Source organism: Nitrosomonas sp. HPC101, assembly GCF_009833125.1.
Classification (GTDB): domain Bacteria; phylum Pseudomonadota; class Gammaproteobacteria; order Burkholderiales; family Nitrosomonadaceae; genus Nitrosomonas.
Window position 1 is genome coordinate 25,049 of the sequence record NZ_QRCC01000010.1, and the last position, 17,594, is coordinate 42,642.

Annotated in this window: 17 protein-coding genes; 13 read left to right on the forward strand and 4 right to left on the reverse strand. The window is 47.2% G+C overall.

What is annotated here, in order from left to right; all coding sequences use genetic code 11:
* Window positions 1-179: 179 nt before the first annotated feature.
* From ABO04_RS07155 to trbK, 5 genes are all read left to right on the forward strand, one after another.
* Window positions 180-944 (forward strand): TatD family hydrolase, encoded by a 765-nt coding sequence (locus ABO04_RS07155; RefSeq protein ID WP_160809997.1) that lies wholly within the window; start codon window positions 180-182, stop codon window positions 942-944.
* 1 nt (window position 945) lies between these two features.
* Window positions 946-1,608, forward strand: coding sequence for an ankyrin repeat domain-containing protein (locus ABO04_RS07160; protein ID WP_160809998.1), 663 nt, complete (start codon window positions 946-948; stop codon window positions 1,606-1,608).
* Window positions 1,609-2,084: 476 nt separating this feature from the next.
* The gene (locus ABO04_RS07165; RefSeq protein ID WP_160809999.1) at window positions 2,085-2,519 is read left to right on the forward strand and encodes an Hsp20/alpha crystallin family protein; all 435 of its coding nucleotides are present in this window, start codon (window positions 2,085-2,087) and stop codon (window positions 2,517-2,519) included.
* A gap of 115 nt (window positions 2,520-2,634) precedes the next feature.
* Complete coding sequence (locus tag ABO04_RS07170) at window positions 2,635-2,823, forward strand: hypothetical protein (RefSeq protein ID WP_160810000.1); 189 nt, start codon at window positions 2,635-2,637, stop codon at window positions 2,821-2,823.
* Window positions 2,824-2,917: 94 nt separating this feature from the next.
* Complete coding sequence (trbK, locus tag ABO04_RS07175; protein WP_160810001.1) at window positions 2,918-3,109, forward strand: entry exclusion lipoprotein TrbK; 192 nt, start codon at window positions 2,918-2,920, stop codon at window positions 3,107-3,109.
* A gap of 153 nt (window positions 3,110-3,262) precedes the next feature.
* On the opposite strand, the gene gatB is transcribed toward trbK, so the two are convergent.
* From gatB to gatC, 3 genes are all read right to left on the reverse strand, one after another.
* Window positions 3,263-4,699 (reverse strand): Asp-tRNA(Asn)/Glu-tRNA(Gln) amidotransferase subunit GatB, encoded by a 1,437-nt coding sequence (gene gatB, locus ABO04_RS07180; protein ID WP_160810002.1) that lies wholly within the window; start codon window positions 4,697-4,699, stop codon window positions 3,263-3,265.
* Window positions 4,700-4,762: 63 nt separating this feature from the next.
* A complete protein-coding gene (gene gatA, locus ABO04_RS07185) occupies window positions 4,763-6,223 on the reverse strand; it encodes an Asp-tRNA(Asn)/Glu-tRNA(Gln) amidotransferase subunit GatA (protein ID WP_160810288.1) in 1,461 nt (486 codons plus the stop codon).
* A gap of 65 nt (window positions 6,224-6,288) precedes the next feature.
* Entirely contained in the window at window positions 6,289-6,576 is a 288-nt protein-coding gene (gene gatC, locus ABO04_RS07190; protein ID WP_160810003.1) for an Asp-tRNA(Asn)/Glu-tRNA(Gln) amidotransferase subunit GatC, read from the reverse strand.
* A 162-nt stretch (window positions 6,577-6,738) separates the two neighbouring features.
* On the opposite strand from gatC, the gene ABO04_RS07195 reads away from it, so the two are divergent.
* The 7 genes from ABO04_RS07195 to ABO04_RS07225 all read left to right on the forward strand — a co-directional run bounded on the left by ABO04_RS07195 (window position 6,739) and on the right by ABO04_RS07225 (window position 13,828).
* Window positions 6,739-7,800: a rod shape-determining protein gene (locus tag ABO04_RS07195; RefSeq protein WP_160810004.1), complete on the forward strand. Its 1,062-nt coding sequence runs from the start codon at window positions 6,739-6,741 to the stop codon at window positions 7,798-7,800.
* Window positions 7,801-8,213: 413 nt separating this feature from the next.
* Window positions 8,214-9,119, forward strand: a complete 906-nt coding sequence (mreC, locus tag ABO04_RS07200; protein WP_160810005.1) for a rod shape-determining protein MreC — start codon at window positions 8,214-8,216, stop codon at window positions 9,117-9,119.
* Complete coding sequence (gene mreD, locus ABO04_RS07205) at window positions 9,076-9,627, forward strand: rod shape-determining protein MreD (RefSeq protein ID WP_160810006.1); 552 nt, start codon at window positions 9,076-9,078, stop codon at window positions 9,625-9,627. The genes mreC and mreD overlap by 44 nt, the downstream gene beginning before the upstream one ends.
* The gene (locus ABO04_RS07210; RefSeq protein WP_160810007.1) at window positions 9,617-9,859 is read left to right on the forward strand and encodes a hypothetical protein; all 243 of its coding nucleotides are present in this window, start codon (window positions 9,617-9,619) and stop codon (window positions 9,857-9,859) included. The genes mreD and ABO04_RS07210 overlap by 11 nt, the downstream gene beginning before the upstream one ends.
* A complete protein-coding gene (gene mrdA / locus ABO04_RS07215) occupies window positions 9,856-11,733 on the forward strand; it encodes a penicillin-binding protein 2 (protein ID WP_160810008.1) in 1,878 nt (625 codons plus the stop codon). The genes ABO04_RS07210 and mrdA overlap by 4 nt, the downstream gene beginning before the upstream one ends.
* Window positions 11,734-11,760: 27 nt before the next feature.
* Window positions 11,761-12,870 carry a rod shape-determining protein RodA gene (gene rodA, locus ABO04_RS07220; protein ID WP_160810009.1) on the forward strand — a complete coding sequence of 370 codons (1,110 nt, stop codon included), beginning with the start codon at window positions 11,761-11,763 and terminating at the stop codon, window positions 12,868-12,870.
* Window positions 12,871-13,006: 136 nt separating this feature from the next.
* Complete coding sequence (locus ABO04_RS07225; protein WP_275689226.1) at window positions 13,007-13,828, forward strand: septal ring lytic transglycosylase RlpA family protein; 822 nt, start codon at window positions 13,007-13,009, stop codon at window positions 13,826-13,828.
* Window positions 13,829-13,841: 13 nt separating this feature from the next.
* Here ABO04_RS07225 and ABO04_RS07230 read toward each other — a convergent pair whose 3' ends face one another.
* Complete coding sequence (locus tag ABO04_RS07230) at window positions 13,842-14,147, reverse strand: hypothetical protein (protein WP_160810011.1); 306 nt, start codon at window positions 14,145-14,147, stop codon at window positions 13,842-13,844.
* Between the two features lie 582 nt (window positions 14,148-14,729).
* On the opposite strand from ABO04_RS07230, the gene prsT reads away from it, so the two are divergent.
* Window positions 14,730-17,489, forward strand: a complete 2,760-nt coding sequence (prsT, locus tag ABO04_RS07235) for an XrtA/PEP-CTERM system TPR-repeat protein PrsT (protein ID WP_240141467.1) — start codon at window positions 14,730-14,732, stop codon at window positions 17,487-17,489.
* Window positions 17,490-17,594: the final 105 nt, after the last annotated feature.

A 17,594-nucleotide genomic window follows, 5' to 3' on the forward strand; every position in this document is an offset into this window, starting at 1 on the left:
TCGAGATCTGTCTACGCCGTTATTTCCGCGTTAACAGTCAACATCAAAATGCTCATTTATACCTATAAACTCTGTTTTCTTCGCCGACTTTTACCTTGGGTTAACTGTCTTGCTAACGTTTCTCAGAGGTTCTTTAGTCGGATTGCTCACACATAAAATCAAAATATTGCATAAATATTATGTTTATTGATTCTCATTGCCACCTCGATTTTCCTGATCTTGCTGGTAAGCTGGATGCGTTACTGGAGAATATGCAGACCAACCAGGTTACCCATGCATTATGTGTTGGTGTCAATCTGGAAAACTTTCCGCGCGTACGTGCACTGGCTGAATCGCACCCGAATCTCTTTGCCTCGGTAGGGGTGCATCCTGATTATGAAAATACGGCAGAGCCTGAGGTTGAGCAATTGCTGGAGCTGACGAACCACGCAAAAGTAGTTGCGTTGGGGGAAACCGGTCTGGATTATTTTCGCCTGAAAGGGGATCTTGAATGGCAGCGCGAACGATTCCGGCGGCATATCCGTGCAGCCAGGCAATGTGGTAAACCGCTAATCATTCACACCCGCTCAGCAGCGGAAGATACGTTGCGGATCATGAAAGAAGAGGGTGCGGACAAAGTCGGAGGTGTGATGCACTGCTTTACGGAATCTTGGGAAATTGCCCGGCGCGCGCTTGATCTGAATTTCTACATCTCGTTCTCCGGGATTGTGACATTCAAGAATGCAGCAATCATTAAAGAGGTGGCAAAGAAGGTGCCTGCCGACAGGATGCTGATTGAGACAGATTCTCCTTACCTTGCGCCCGTCCCCCATCGGGGCGAGACCAATCAACCTGCGTTTGTCCGGCATGTTGCCGAGGAGATCGCCCGGTTGCGTGAAACGGATCTTGCTGAAATTGCAAAAGCAACGACCAACAACTTCTTCAATTTGTTCAAGGTGGCCTGAGATGAACCAGTATTTTTGGAAACAATGGCATATTACGGCAATCATTACCCTGTTTTGTGTCATCTGCCTGTGCCTGTATTCGCCAGCAAATGCCGGTGTAGATGAAGATTTGATATCGGCGGTGGAAAACAATAAAACCCATCGTATTAAGAATCTGCTGGAAGCAGGTGCAAACCCGGATGTGCGTGATCTGCACGGTGAAACAGCCTTAATGCTAGCTGCTCGTAACAAAAATCCGGAAATGGGCAGGTTGCTGTTGGAAGCTGGTGCGAGTCCCAATCTGCAAAACAAATATGGTGAAACAGCTACCATGCTGGCGTGTTATTACGGACAGCTGGATTTGATCAAGCAGCTATATGCAAAGGGCGCTAAAATCGATCACGATGGATGGAACCCGCTGATTTATGCGGCCAGTAAAGGTTACAAGCAGATCGTTGAGTTTTTGCTGGATTATGGTGCGAGAATTAATGCTGTGACGGATAACGGTACGACAGCATTGATGATGGCGGCACGTGGTAATCACTACGAAACTGTTGATCTGCTACTGAAACAGGGTGCAGATGCTTCAATCAGAAATGAAGCGGATGGTACCGCGCTGGGCTGGGCAAGGAAACGAGGACATAGTGACATCGTGCAGCTGTTGACGCATAACACCAATGATTAGAATCCAGACCGACGGTTGCAAGATTGCAGTGGAGCTCACCTGGCACTATATGGTACTGACTTGTCTGTCTGATATATCTTGATCGCTACGCCACATCTTCTTCGTGCTACATTTTTAATCTGTTTCCAGAGGCGGATAAACGCTCAGCTGCGATTTACAGATTCAGCAGTCTGCGCGTAAACTGAATAAGAGTATGGCTTGAAAATGTGGAAGACATACTTATATTAGTATCTGTATTTCATTAGGAGTACTTCTGAAGAAACGGGTTTTCCGGGTGAATCACAGTGTTGAGCTCCATGTACCTTATATTTTATTCCGTGCAACCATATTTTTAGAGGTGTCCTGAAACAGGAAAAACTATCCAGGCCGTTGTTTCAGAATGATTGAAAGTATTCGGATGGATGATTTGGTGGGTGTCATGGTATTCAGTGGCGCCTTGTTTGGGTGAATATTTTTGACTTGGTATGGAGGTTATTATGGCAATTACACGCTATGAGCCGTGGGGATTACTGACTCAATTGCAACGGGAACTGGAGCGGGCGCGTGATGATATGGCGACGGAAGGTGCTTCTGCTATCGCTGAATGGGCACCTGCTGTTGATATCAAGGAGGAGGGAGATAAGTTTGTTTTGCATGCTGATTTGCCTGGCGTAAAACCTGATGCGATAGAAGTCACTACGGATAACGGAGTACTTACCATCAAAGGTGAGAAGCAGACTGAAGCAAGAACAGAGAAGGAAGGATATAGACGGGTGGAGCGGACGCATGGTTCTTTTTACCGTCGTTTCAGTCTTCCTGATACAGCTGATCTGAGTGCTATTACGGCAGTGACCAAAGACGGGGTGTTGGTTGTCACCATTCCCAAACGGGAAGCGCTTCAACCCAAGAAAATCAACGTGTCTGCGCAATAAGATGAACATCAAACGGGGCCTGCGGGTCCCGTTTGTATAATCAGCTGATTCCGGCCTGGATGCTGAATAAATATTTAATCCATTATTTTGGAAATTGTTGATTGGATACACCCATATGCGTCCAGCAGCGGTTTACGGGGTTGCTGTAATTGGCGTGTTTTTTTCAATTGCTATGATGTGGGTGTTTTTTGGGAAAAGAAGGGAAACTGTTTTAAGCCGTGAGAACTCAGGTAAAATGATTCAACTTGCGGTCGCTGGCTGCGAGCATTTGGCGGTTGCAGACGTTAACAACTGGAATGTCTGATGTGGGATATTGCATAGTTGGCAGGAAGGTTTAGCAAGAAAAAGCTGTGACGTATACGCCAGGTTTTAACGGATTTTTATAGAGGGAACCTTTAATGAAATTTACATATTACATCATCTGTATTCTTGGTCTTGGCGTCACTTTAGCTGGTTGTGGTAATGCCGCTCCTGAAGTATCTCCTGAAAACTGTGCGGGCAGAGGCATGGAAAGAGCACTGGATTTTTACAAAAACAATGAAGCCGAGCGGCAGAAATTTATTGATGGATGCGATGCCCTGAAAAAATAAATATCAGTAACAGAATTTACACACGAAGTTCAGGTTCGATTTGGAATTCTTCCAGAGGTTATTATCGAGCCTGAATTTTTGTTTTGAGAGTACCTGTGAGCATTATGTTGGCATGTTTCGCAATTTCTTTATAGCCAATTTCCTAAATGAGTTTTATACCGCGAGGCGTTTTTTAAGCAATACATTGACTTGAGCAGGATTGGCTTTGCCTTTTGACATTCTCATGATCTGGCCGACCAAAAAATTGAATGCTTTTTCTTTTCCAGCACGATAATCGGCAACCTGTTGCTGATTTGCTGCAAGTACCTCGTCAACCCATTTTTCAATTTCACTGTCATCCGAAATTTGTCTGAGATTTTTTGCATCAATGATTGCATCTGCACTGTCGCCGTTGCCCTGCCACATGCTATCGAACACATCCTTGGCTATTTTTCCTGATACAGTGCCGTCCGTAATTCGCAGTAGTAATTCTGCCAGCTGTTTGGGGTTGACCGGGCACTGATCGATTTCGAGCCCTTCCTTGTTCAGGCGTCCGCTGACTTCACCCATAATCCAATTAGCACAAAGCTTGCCTTGCTCCGGGAGAAGCTGGACTGTTTGTTCAAAGTAGTCGGCCAGTTCGCGTGTTGCAGTCAGTATATTGGCATCATAGGGGGACAGGCTGAGATCCTGGATATAGCGATTACGCCGACCTTCCGGTAGTTCTGGCAGTTCCGACCGGATCTGCTCTATCCATTCCCCGGAAATAATAACTGGCAACAGATCGGGATCTGGAAAATAGCGATAATCATGTGCATCTTCCTTGCTGCGCATGGAGCGGGTTTCGTCCCGATCTGCGTCATATAATCGCGTTTGCTGGATTATGCTGCCACCATTTTCCAGAGTATCAATCTGCCTGGTGACCTCGTAGTCGATTGCTTTTTCAAGAAAGCGGAATGAGTTGAGGTTTTTGATTTCACAGCGTGTTCCCAGCACATTTGAACCAGCGGGTCGCACGGAAACGTTGGCATCACACCGGAAGGATCCTTCCTGCATATTGCCGTCGCAAATGCCAATCCAGCGAACCAGTGAGTGAAGTGTTCTGGCATAGGCCACAGCCTCGGCGCTGCTGCACATTTCCGGCTCCGAGACGATTTCCAGTAAACCGGTTCCTGCGCGATTCAGATCAATCCCTGTCTTGTCATGAAATCCTTCGTGTGTAGACTTGCCGGCATCTTCTTCCAGATGGGCGCGTGTCAGGTGTATGATTTTTTCTTGATCTTCGGTTCGTATGATGATACGCCCACCTGCAACGATCGGATGTTCCAGTTGGCTGATTTGATAGCCTTTGGGTAAATCAGGATAGAAATAGTTTTTTCGGGCGAAAATCGCAGGTGAATTGATAGTTGCGCCAATTGCCATACCAAAACGAATGGCGTACTCAACCGCTTTTCGATTGAGTACCGGCAGTACGCCGGGCAGAGCGATATCCACTGCGCAAGCTTGTGAGTTTGGTGGGGCGCCATACGCAACTGATGCGCCAGAGAAAATCTTGGATCGGGTCGATAGCTGTACATGTATCTCAAGGCCGATGACAGTTTCCCATTGCATGATCGGGTAATCCTTTTCTTTTAATTGCTTGATGTTAGCCAGAAAGTGGTGGCCTGAGTCTTTTTAGCAGTTGGTTTCCGGTGGCGCAAGCTCATGCCAGTTTGTCGCCTGTTGATAGCAATGGGCGATATTCAGCATTTGTGCTTCCCTGAAGTAGTTTCCAATGATATGGAGCCCTATCGGCCGTTTATCACTGCCAAATCCAACAGGTATTGACATGCCCGGCAATCCTGCGAGGCTGGCCGCGCTGGTGTAGATATCAGACAGATACATCTGGATTGGATCATTGCATCTTTCACCAATATTAAAGGCTACAGTGGGTGAAGTTGGCCCCATGATCAGATCGCACTGTGTGAAAGCTTTTGTAAAATCCTCGGCAATCAGACGGCGTAATTTTTGGGCTTGAAGATAATAGGCATCGTAATAGCCATGAGATAACACGTATGTGCCAATAAGAATGCGACGCTTGACTTCATCGCCAAATCCTTCCGCGCGTGTTTTTATATATAAATCTTCCAGATTGGCATATTGCGCGGTGCGATAGCCATATCGTATTCCATCAAAGCGCGATAGATTGCTGGATGCTTCGGCTGGTGCGAGTACGTAATAGACCGGGACGGCGAGTTTGCTGTTTGGCAGGGATACCTCGACAAATGTGGCGCCCAGTTTGCGGTATTCTGCCAGGGCTGCTTCTACTGCACTGGAAACATCACTGCTCATGCCCTCCGCAAAAAACTCTTTGGGTAAGCCGATACGCAGGCCGCTCACTGATTTCTCCAGATCTCGCGTGTAGTCTTCTTTTTCCCGTTGCAGGCTGGTTGAATCCCGTTCATCAAATCCGACCATGATGTTCAACAGCAGAGCAAGATCTTCTGCGGATTTGGCCATTGGTCCAGCCTGGTCAAGGCTGGAAGCAAATGCGATCATGCCGTATCGGGAAACCAGTCCATAAGTGGGTTTGATTCCACTGACTCCACATAATGCCGCCGGCTGGCGAATGGAGCCGCCCGTATCGGTGCCGGTTGCCGCCGGGGCCAGTCTGGCAGCGACCGCGCAGGCTGAACCACCTGAGCTGCCGCCCGGGACAGCCAGCCTGTCCCAAGGATTTTTCACTGGCCCATAATAGGAAGTTTCGTTACTGGAACCCATGGCAAATTCATCCATGTTGGTTTTGCCCAGATTGACCATGCCTGCCTGATCAAACTGTTTCACCACGGTGGCATCATAAGGTGAAATAAAATTTGAAAGTATTTTCGATCCACAGGTTGTCAGCCACCCGTCAGCGCAGAAAATATCTTTTTGGGCGATAGGTATTCCTGTGAGTGGTGTGGATCGTCCCTGAGCGATCATCTCGTCAGCAGTTCTGGCCTGATTCATGCTTTTTTCTTCATCCACGGTAATAAAGGCATTCAAATCGGCATTGAGCGTCTTGATCCGGGTTAGAAATTCTGCAGTGAGTTCTGTACTGGATATTTTTTTTGCTGAAAGCAATGAAGAGAGTTGCCTGAGACTGGCATTTAACATGGTCTGTCGGTGCATTGGAATATTTTGGAAGTTGACAAGCAGAAATCCGGTTTTTGTTGTCGGTGTTATTCGATTACCTTGGGAACCAGATAGTACCCGTCTTCAACCTGAGGCGCGATTGATTGAAACCGCATACGCTGATCGGATTCAGTGACAATATCCTCGCGCAGTCTTTGTACCATATCCCGGGAATGGCTCATCGGTTTGACTCCCTGTGTATCAACTGCTTGCATCTGCTCGATCAGGTTGAATATTCCGGATAACTGGATCAGACTCTGCTGGGCGTCTGCCTCGTTGATCTCGATATGGGCCAGCTTTGCAATGCGCTTGATATCGCTCAGTGATAGTGTCATTTTTTTGTAGCTTTCTATTTAAACCAAAACGTGTAATAGAGTATCATGCACACCTGCTAAACGCATATTTTTATACGTCCGCGGTTTGTTCCAGGAGTGAATTAACGAAATGCCTGCAGCACATACAACATACCGGATCTGTCATACTGGAATATCGTCATTATGTTTAACTTTCTGAGCAATAATTTTCTAGGCAGCTACTTTTCGACGGATATGGCTGTTGACCTCGGGACTGCTAATACACTGATTTATGTGCGCGGTCATGGCATTGTATTGAATGAGCCTTCGGTAGTTGCCATACGCCACGAGGGAGGTCCGGGTGGCAAGCGTATGATTCAGCAGGTAGGACAGGCGGCAAAACAGATGTTGGGCCGTACTCCGGGAAATATTACGGCAATCCGACCGATGAAAGATGGTGTGATTGCAGATTTTACAGTCACTGAGCAGATGCTCAAACAATTTATCCGTAAAGCTCATCCTCCCCGTTTGTTTTCGGCAAATCCTCGTATTGTTATTTCAGTGCCCTGTGGTTCAACCCAGGTGGAGCGACGTGCGATTCGTGAAGCGGCTTACGGAGCAGGGGCACGCAGGGTCGAATTGATTGAAGAACCCATGGCGGCAGCGCTTGGGGCTGATTTGCCGGTTGAAACGCCAACTGGTTGCATGGTGGTTGATATTGGCGGTGGAACGACGGAGGTTGCTGTGATTTCACTGGGGGGGGTTGTGTATTCCAATTCTGTACGCGTCGGGGGTGACAGGTTCGATGAGGCGATTATCAATTACATTCGCCGTAATTATGGAATTATGATTGGTGAAGTTACAGCCGAAATTATCAAATCAGAAATCGGATCTGCTTATCCAGGCTCGGAAGTCCGGGAAATAGAAGTCAAGGGACGAAATCTGGCTGAAGGTATTCCCCGCAGTTTTACGATTTCCAGTAATGAGATTCTGGAAGCTCTGGCGGAGCCACTGAACAGTATCGTCAGTGCAATTAAAACCGCTCTGGAGCAAACACCTCCGGAACTCGGTTCCGATATTGCGGAAATGGGTATGGTGATGACGGGTGGTGGCGCGCTGTTGCGGGATATAGATCGTCTGATTATGGAAGAGACGGGGCTGTCGGTGGTTATCGCGGATGATCCGCTAACTTGTGTGGTGCGGGGTGCAGGAATGGCCTTGGACAACATCGATCATTCAGTTGGGATTTTTGCCAGGGATTATTGATTTATTTGTTTTCTTTCACCTTCTTCCATTGTGCAGGAAGATATTGTGTAACGCAGGGATACGTCGGATTTCCAGGATCTGTTTGATCAACCTTCGTCGAATTTACACGACGCCCGGGACCTGTTTCATCAAGGAGGGCAATGCAAGGTGAAATTGAACGAACAGCAAGCAGAGCGTACTTATCACATCTTTTTTTGATGGCATTTTGAGTTCGATTTTAACGTCTCAATACACCTTCAACAGAATCCTGAACGGTTTCTCAAATGGCACTTGGATACAAAGTCCGTCCGGGTGCTTTGGTATACTGCTGTGTTATGTCATTTATTCAAGTTTCCGGGCTGTTGTCAGTATTCTGAACGAGTGGTGTGTGCTCCAGTCTATGAATTTGGAATACGGGAATACTGAGAGGCGCCATGCAGACTGCTCCACAATTTTTCAAACCAGGTTCAAGCCCCCTGACACGGATGTTCTTTTTTGTATTACTGTCTGTTTTTATAATGATCGCGGATACTCGTTCCAGCATGCTTTCCGAAGTGCGGCACGTCATCGCAATGGTCATTTTTCCGTTACAAAAACTGGCATATCTGCCTTTTTCCCTGCAGGAAAGGGTAGAGCGATATATTTCGGACTTTAAGCTTATTGAGGAAATTGATCATCTCAGGCATGAATACTTGAATAGCCGGTATGATTTTTTCCGGTTACAGGCCTTGGTTAACGAAAATGAGCGTCTGCGTGCATTGCTTGGAGCCGCCGAACAAACCGAAATTCAAACTGTTCTGGCGGAAATACTTTATGTGCCGCATGATCCTTTTAGCCGCAAAATAACGGTAGGCAGAGGGAGATCAAGTGGTGTCAAAGCTGGACAGATTGTGATTGATGATCTTGGTGTGATCGGTCAGGTGACACGGATTTATCCGTGGACGGCGGAAATTACTTTGATCACGGATAAAAACCACTTGGTTCCTGTACAAATTGAGCGTAACAGCTTGCGAACGGTGATTTCGGGTACAGGTAGAAACGGCGAACTGGAGTTGCGTTTTTTATCTATCAGTACGGATATCCGGGAAGGTGATCTGCTGATCACTTCGGGAATTGGCGGTGTCTATCCGCCCGGATTGCCAGTAGGGCGGGTGACATATATTGAATATGATCGCTCACATAAATTTGCACGTATTATATGTACTCCTGTAGCAGGTGTGGATCGGCACAGACAGGTTCTTATCCTGACGGGTTTGCCACTGCCTGTTCCGGAAATATCAGATAATTCCGAACTCCATGCACCCCAGACAAAACGAAAAATCCAGAATCAGGCATTATGATTACGAAACTCGGGAATTTTCGCTTCCTGCAAAAAGATCATTAGTTTACATCAGTTTGATAACGGCACTCTTAATCAATCTGGTGCCGTTTGATAACGTGATACTGGTTCTGCGTCCGGATTTTGTTGCGCTGACATTACTGTACTGGAATATCTATCAGCCACAGCAAGTCGGCATGAGTGCTGCTTTCATAAGCGGCCTGTTCATGGATGTCATTGATATTAGTATTATGGGGCAGCATGCCATTGCATATTGTCTGATCACATTTTTTGCCCTGATTTTGCATCGGCGTTTGCGGCTGTTCAATGCTTTCCAGCAAGTTCCTGCAATCTTATGGATACTCCTGCTCGGGCAGACAGCCGTGTTTCTGACCGGGATCCTGGCGGGAACGTATATTCCCGAATGGTATATTTTTCTGGCCAGTGTAACCGGAGCATTATGCTGGCCCTTGCTGGTTTTTCTGCTGGGAAACTTTCGTAGACAGCGAATTGATCGCGATGAAGTATGAATCTGAACCCGGCAGTTGCGCTTCCGATCGTCTCAAAGCTTACGTGAACACTGACCTGCACCACTTCGATCGGGTGCGCTGCCCATTGGGCGAGCACGCTATGCACCCGTCAGAATCGTTCTTGCGACGCTATGTAGTGTTTGCGCACAAGGAGTGCGCGGTTTCATCGCATCTTGTCTGGCACCGCGATAGCGGCACTGACGGGTGTATTCAACTGTCGGATTCAGAATGAACGATACCGTAGAGCTGCGTGATCATACACGGGAGATTCGATCTTTTCGTATCAGGCTGGCTATCTGCGCGATTGCAATCGTGATTTTATTTGGTTTGTTATTTAGTCGTTTTTTTTATTTGCAGATATTGCAGGAAGAGCACTATACAACCCTTGCAGAAGCAAATCGCATTTTCATCCAGCCGCTGACCCCTAATCGAGGGCTTATATTTGATCGTAATGGGGAAATTCTGGCCCAGAATTATACGGCCTATACCTTGGAAATAATTCCCGATCAGGTTAAGAATCTGGATGCAGCTCTCGATGAACTGGCAACCATCATTGAGATTACAGCTGAAGACCGGAGACGCTTCAGCAAGTTAAAACGTGAAAATACCAGATTCAAAAGCCTGCCTATCCGTTCCCGTCTGACAGATTTTGAGGTGGCTCGTTTTGCGGAAAACCAGTATCGTTTCCCTGGGATGGATATCAAGGCGCACCCGCTCAGGCATTACCCGAAAGGAGAACTGGTTTCCCATGTACTGGGCTACATCGGGCGCATCAGTGACAAAGATCTGGAACAGCTTGAAGCGGATAAACGGCTCAAGAATTACTATGGTTCCACGCATATTGGACGCACTGGTATTGAAAAAAGCTACGAAAGTGTACTGCATGGGCAGACTGGTTTTGAGCAAGTCGAAACCGATGCCGTTGGCCGCCCTGTCCGTACTTTGTCCCGTGTGGCACCGATTGCTGGAAACGATCTTACACTTTCTCTCGACATCGGCCTGCAACAGGCAGCCGTACAGGCTTTTGGAGATTATCGCGGTGCTCTGGTTGCGCTGGATCCTTCTAATGGAGAAGTTCTGGCTTTTGTCAGTAAGCCGGGTTTTGATCCCAATCTGTTTGTGGATGGCATTGACCATCTTAACTGGCGTCTGTTGAATGAATCCATCGACAGACCCTTGAATAATCGTGCTTTACGGGGCATATACCCTCCCGGCTCCACCTTCAAGCCATTTATGGCACTGGCTGGATTAGAGTTGGGCAAGCGCTCACTGCGTTATGCATTTAATGACCCCGGTTTCTTTAGTCTGCCCGGAAGCTCACATCGTTTCCGCGACTGGAAGCCGGGAGGGCATGGTTGGGTCAATTTGCACAAATCTCTGGTTGTTTCATGTGACACTTACTATTACATGCTTGCGCATGATCTGGGTATTACCAATATTCATGCTTTCATCGGGCAATTTGGTTTTGGCAAGGAAACCGGGATAGATATCCCGGGAGAAGCCGCCGGATTGTTGCCTTCTCCAGAATGGAAAAAGAGACGATTTAATCAAAACTGGCTGCCGGGGGATACTATTTCGGTGGGTATCGGACAGGGGTTTAATTTATCGACTCCGCTCCAGTTGACTTTTGCGATGATGCTGCTGGCCAACGACGGCAATGCCTACAGGCCGCATTTCATTAAGCAGCAGGTGGATCATTACAGGAATTTTGTCAAAGATGATTTTGTAGAGGAAATTTACAGGCTGAATTTGAAGCAGGAATATCTGGATTACGTCAAGCAAGCGTTAACGGATGTTACCCGTCCTGGTGGCACGGCATCCCGTGCCGGCGCCAATGCTGCTTATACCTTTGCCGGAAAAACCGGTACTTCCCAGGTAATCAATATCAAGCAGGGTGAACGTTACAATGCCAGTAAAATTGACGAACGGCATCGCGATCATGCGTTATTTACAGCTTTTGCGCCTGTGGAAAATCCCAGGATCGTGCTGACAGTGCTGATCGAGAATGGAGGCTCAGGTGGATCGACTGCTGCCCCGATTGCGCGTAAAGTACTAGATTATTTTTTTCTGGGAACGATGCCGGAACCTGCTGAGCAAGCAGGGTAGCATGAGTTTCAGGATCCTGATTACGAAATGATTCCTCTGGATATCAAAAAGGCATGGCACTATTTTACGCGCTATATTGATAATTTTCTGCTTGCCGGGATTTTTTTGCTCATCCTGACTGGAGTGATCGTACTGTACAGCGCTACCGGAGGAAACTCGACCAGGGTAATCAGTCAGCTCATCAACATAGCTGTTGCATGTGTGGTGATGTGGGTGATTGCTAACGTTCCTTTGCAGAGCATGGTGCGCATGGTCTTTCCGCTGTATGTGCTGGGTATCGTCTTGCTGATTGCTGTAGCGTTATTTGGCGAGGTTCAGAATGGCGCCCGTCGCTGGTTAAATCTGGGTATTGTTCATATCCAGCCTTCAGAACTGCTGAAAATTGCGGTTCCTCTCATGATATCGTGGTTTTTTGATAAGGCGCACATTACCCTGCGCTGGCGGGATTATGGTGTTGCTGTGCTTATTTTGCTGTTGCCGGTTGTGTTTATCATGCGCCAGCCCGATCTTGGAACCGCTTTGCTGATTCTGATCAGCGGGTTTTATGTTATTTTTCTGGCAGGCTTGCCATGGCGTATTATGATGGGTCTGGTCATTACAGTGGCTGTTAGTCTGCCTTTGCTCTGGTCTTTTGGCATGCATGATTACCAGCGCAAGCGAATTATGACCATGTTCGATCCTTCACAAGATGCGCTAGGTGCCGGATACCACACAATACAATCCAGTATTGCCATTGGATCCGGAGGAATCTCAGGAAAGGGGTGGCTGAAAGGTACCCAGTCTCAGCTTGATTTTCTGCCCGAACCCAGTACGGATTTTATTTTTTCGGTATTCTCGGAAGAATTCGGGTTGATTGGCAACAGTTTGTTATTATCACTTTATTTGATCGTCATCGGACGCTGCCTGGTTATTACAGCCAGCGCACCAACACGATTTGCGCGACTGGTTGCAGGGTCGATCACCTTGACTTTTTTTACTTATGTGTTTGTCAATATGAGTATGGTCAGTGGCATCTTGCCCGTTGTCGGTATACCGCTTCCACTCATCAGTTATGGAGGTACTTCTATGGTTACCATACTGTTGGGGTTCGGAATTTTGATGAGTATTCATACGCATCCAAAACTTGTGAAGACCTAAAAATATGAAATCGAATTCTTATTTCCATTTTGATGTTCCGGGCAGAAGCACGTTATTTGTTTTTTTTGCTGCGGTCATATTATTTGTGATCTCGGCTTGTAGCAATACGCCCCGGACAGGACAGTCATCCGCGCAAATGCACGCAAAGAATGTATCCACTGCGGGCAGTAGGGGAGGAGGTTATTATCTTGACGATGGGCCGGAAGCAAATCCCCCAGCCAATCTTGATTCCGTTCCCGATGCAGTTCCTCGGGCTGAGTCTTTGAAAACGGCAACAATGCGCCCTTATGTTGCTCTTGGCAAAACCTATACACCTATGGCTGCACTTAAACCTTATAAAGAGCGCGGCCAGGCTTCCTGGTATGGCAAGCGTTACCATGGTCAACGTACAGCCTCGGGCGATGTTTATGATATGTATTCCATGACGGCTGCCCATCCCACCTTGCCAATACCCAGTTATGCTCGTGTTACAAATCTGCAGAATGGACGCTCGGTAGTTGTTCGTATCAATGACAGAGGTCCTTTTCTGGGAAGCCGTCTGATTGATCTGTCCTATGTTGCAGCCTATAAACTCGGTATCCTGGCAAATGGTCGCGGTCGGGTAGAAGTCGAGAGTATTACTCCGGATCGTTTCAGCGGCTCCTATCCTGCGGCCACACAGTCACAGCCGGATATGAATCCGGAGAGAGGATCCGATAACAACGCAGGTAAATTTTATTTACAGCTTGCTGCGTTTGGCTCTGCCCATAACGCCCGGTCTTATCTGACACAATTAAGATCCGATTTTCCCTCAATTACCCAACAAACTCATATCAATCAAACAGAGGGGTTACACAAAATATTTGTGGGGCCGTTTTCTGATCGGGAAGCTGCTATCCGGACAGCGAATGCTATAATTGTTTCTGGCTCTTCAAAGCCGATACTGGTTCCTGATATGCATATTGCCGGTTCGGAATAGTTTTTAGAAACAATCACAGCTTTGCCCTGCTAACAGTGGTTTGGCTGAAACGCATGCGTAATTCCATTTCATGAATACATCCACCATTCACAGCCGGATGGAAATGGAATGCTGGATTGCTTCGGTGTGCCGCTTTACCTGTCCGTGCCGCAGGCAGGCGAGCAAGGATGGCAATGCGGTTCATACCGGTCGGACTGAGTAGGTTGATAAGTTGCTCAAATATCCTGAGCGGGTGCTTGGGACGATTCCCCAGAAAAAATAGCGTTATTGTTACCTTTTCCTGACTAGCAACAAGCCTAGCCAGCTGAATTACCTGCAAGGGTTACAGTACGCGGGTGACAACAGCCACGAGTAGTTAATGTGGTTCAATAGATCCGGACCACCCGTTAAGAGACTATAGCCTTAACTGGTAGAAGAAGTGGTAGTAAGAAAGCAATATCCAAAAGAATTCAGGCTGGAGTGATTGGTCTGGTATTAGACAAGTCTGTTCTGGCCGAGAAATCCAGCGAATCGCTGTATTTCTCAGGAGATCTCAGATCGCTATAATATTTCACTGCTTTTTCTACGTTTTTTATTAAAAACGTAAACGGCTGGATAAATTGGCAAACAATCAGCCGCGGGGACTTATATTCGCAGTTGTTTCCTTCTAATCCGGTGTTCAGAGATTAATCATATGTTGTTTCTTGGGAACGCTGGCTGATCATTACAGCGTTAAAACATACAATTCCAGCTGATTTCACAAAGTTACCTGTAAATTGGCTGTGTTATAACATCCCGTTGATGATGGTTGAATTATAAACTGCCAATCTGAATTTTATTTCAGATAGTATTTTATGAATTTGTATTAACTTAATTACCAAAAGAGGTAGGTATGAGCGATTCAGCTAAAAGGATCATCCGGATGAAATCGACGGCAATTCTTGCTCCCGTTATCGCCGTTCTCCTGGTACTTTCAGCCTGTGGGAAGCCCATGGATGCGCAAGCTCTGGTAGCCGAGGCCAGGCAATATCAGCAACAGGGTGACAACAAGGCGGCTATTATTCAGCTGAAGAATGCTCTGCAACAAAATCCGAGCAATCCTGAAATTCGTTATTTGTTGGGGACGCTCTATAACAAAGAAGGAAATGTCCAGTCGGCAGAAAAAGAATTAAGTAAAGCACTGGATCTCGGTATGGATCCAGTTAAGGTGTTACCCGGGCTGAGCCAGGCATGGCTGGGAATGGGGAAATTCCAGCAAGTACTGGATGAAACCGATAAATTATCCGAAGAAGGAGATTTTGCTGAGCTGCTTACTCTGCGTGGCAATGCTGCATTGGCGCTGGGTAAGATCGAAGAAGCCAGAGCGCTGTTTGAGCAGGCTTTACAGGATAGGCCCGGATTTGCAGGTGCATTAATGGGGATGGCCAGGTGCTCGCTTGCCCGGAACGATATTGAATCTGCAATGAATTTTTCAGAAGAAGCAGTGAAGCTGAATCCAGAAGACAGCGATGCGGTCTTGTTCAGAGGAGACTTATTGCGCGCCCAGAACAAGATTGATGAAGCGTTGGCGGATTATGATAAAGCTATAAAACTGAATCCGGAATCCGTAGCTGCGTATATCAACCGAGCAACTGTAGCAATCAGTACCAAAAAATTTGAGGCTGCCCAGGCAGATCTGAACGCCGTTCACAAAATTGCTCCTGGCAGTTTGCCTGCTGCGTACACCCAGGCATTACTTGATTTCAGCCAGGGTAAACATGCGGCTGCTCTGGAAACATTGCAACAGGTGTTGAGTTCAGCACCAAGCCACTTGCCCAGCGTATTACTTGCAGGCGCGACTCAGTTTGCACTGGGATCGCTTCCGCAAGCTCAGCAATATGTTGAACAATATCTGAAAGCAACTCCGAACAATCTGTATGCCATCAAGCTGATGGCATCCATTCAGCTGAAGAACAACCAGGCAAAGCAAGCGATTACTACTTTGACTCCGGCATTGCAGTCGGTACAACAGGATCCGCAATTGTTTGCGCTGGCAGGTGAGGCCTATATGCGGGCGCGGAATTTTACGAAAGCCACGGAGTATTTTGAGAAGGCGGGTGAATTGTCACCGGATAACGCTGCGTTGTATACCGCGATGGCCATGAGCAAAATGGGGCAGGGAGAAAATAAAAGTGCGATTGCTGATCTGGAACATGCCACCCAGCTGGATGATAAATCCGGCAGGGCAGGTGTCATGCTTGTTCTGACTCATCTGCAATTGCGTGAATTTGATAAGGCACTGGAAGCAATCAAATTACAGCTTGCCGAGCAATCTGATAATCCGTTGCTGTACAACTTGGAAGGAGGTGTCTATCTGGGCAAAAAGGATCTGGTCAAGGCGCGTGCGAGCTTCAACAAAGCACTATCCATTCAGCCGGATTATTTCCCGGCTATTTCCAATCTAGCCAGAATCGATTTGCAGGAAAAACATCCCGAAACGGCACAGCAGCGTTTTGAAGAAGTGCTGAAGCAGGATAAAAAGAACGTGCAGGCAATGAGTGCGCTGGCAGGTATTGCTCTTTCAAAGGGAAATAAGGAAGAAGCAACGCAATGGTTGGAGAAAGCCAGTCGGGAGAATCCAGGTGAATTGCAGCCTGCTTTGCAATTAGGGGCACATTATCTGGCGATGAATGATCCGAAAAAATCACTGAATCTGGCCAAGAAACTGCAGGGTGCTCATCCCAATAACTTGAGTGTGGTTGAGCTTCTTGCGCGTTCTTATCTGGCAGATGGTGATAAAGAGGCTGCCTTGGAGAATTTCGAAAAACTCGCTGCCAGATTACCAGATTCAGCGCCTGCCCAGCTGCAGTTGGCACAAGTATATGTCTCCATGCAGAATAGCAAAGATGCTGCTAATTCTCTGAAAAAAGCATTGGCCATTAAACCGGATTTCTGGGAAGCCAAACTGATGCAGGCACAATTGGCGGTTACGGCCAATCGCGTGGAAGATGCGCTCAATATTGCACGGGATATACAAAAACAGCATGAGAAACTACCGGTTGGATTCGAGCTGGAAGGTGACCTGCAGATCAGGCAGAAAAATGCTGCTGCTGCCACAACAGCTTATGAAAAAGCGTTGACCAGACAAAAAAACAGTCAATTATTGATCAAACTACATACAGCTTTGAGTCAGAGTGGAAAAGAAAAGCAGGCTGACCAGCAGATTAACCAATGGCTGAAAGAAAATCCAACCGATGCGGCTACGCGCATGTATCTTGCTGGTACTTATCTGGTCGGAAAGAAGTATGACTCCGCCATCAAGGAATATCAGATCGTTCTGAAGCATCACCCTGATCATGCTGCAACGCTGAACAATCTCGCCTGGATATACCAGCAGAAAAAAGATCCAGCTGCGCTTGAGTATGCAGAGAAAGCATATAAGCAGGCGCCTGACAGCCCGGCTATTCTGGATACATTCGGCTGGATTCTGGTAGAGAAGGGGGAAGCCGAGCGGGGGACTTCATTGTTGCAGAAAGCAGTCACAGCTGTTCCGGAAGCAGCTGAAATCCGCTACCACTACGCGGTCGGGTTATACAAATCCGGCAACAAGACTGAAGCACGGCAGGAGCTGGAAAAATTATTGAGTGGCGATAAACCTTTCTCGCAGAGGGATGAAGCGCAAAAATTGCTTGAAAGCTTATAACAAGACGGCGCTACACGTTATCCTTTTCAGGGACTGACTGAACCCCTTGTGAAAGGAATTCACAAGGGGTTCATTTATGTGTATGAGATAATCCTGTTTTTATTT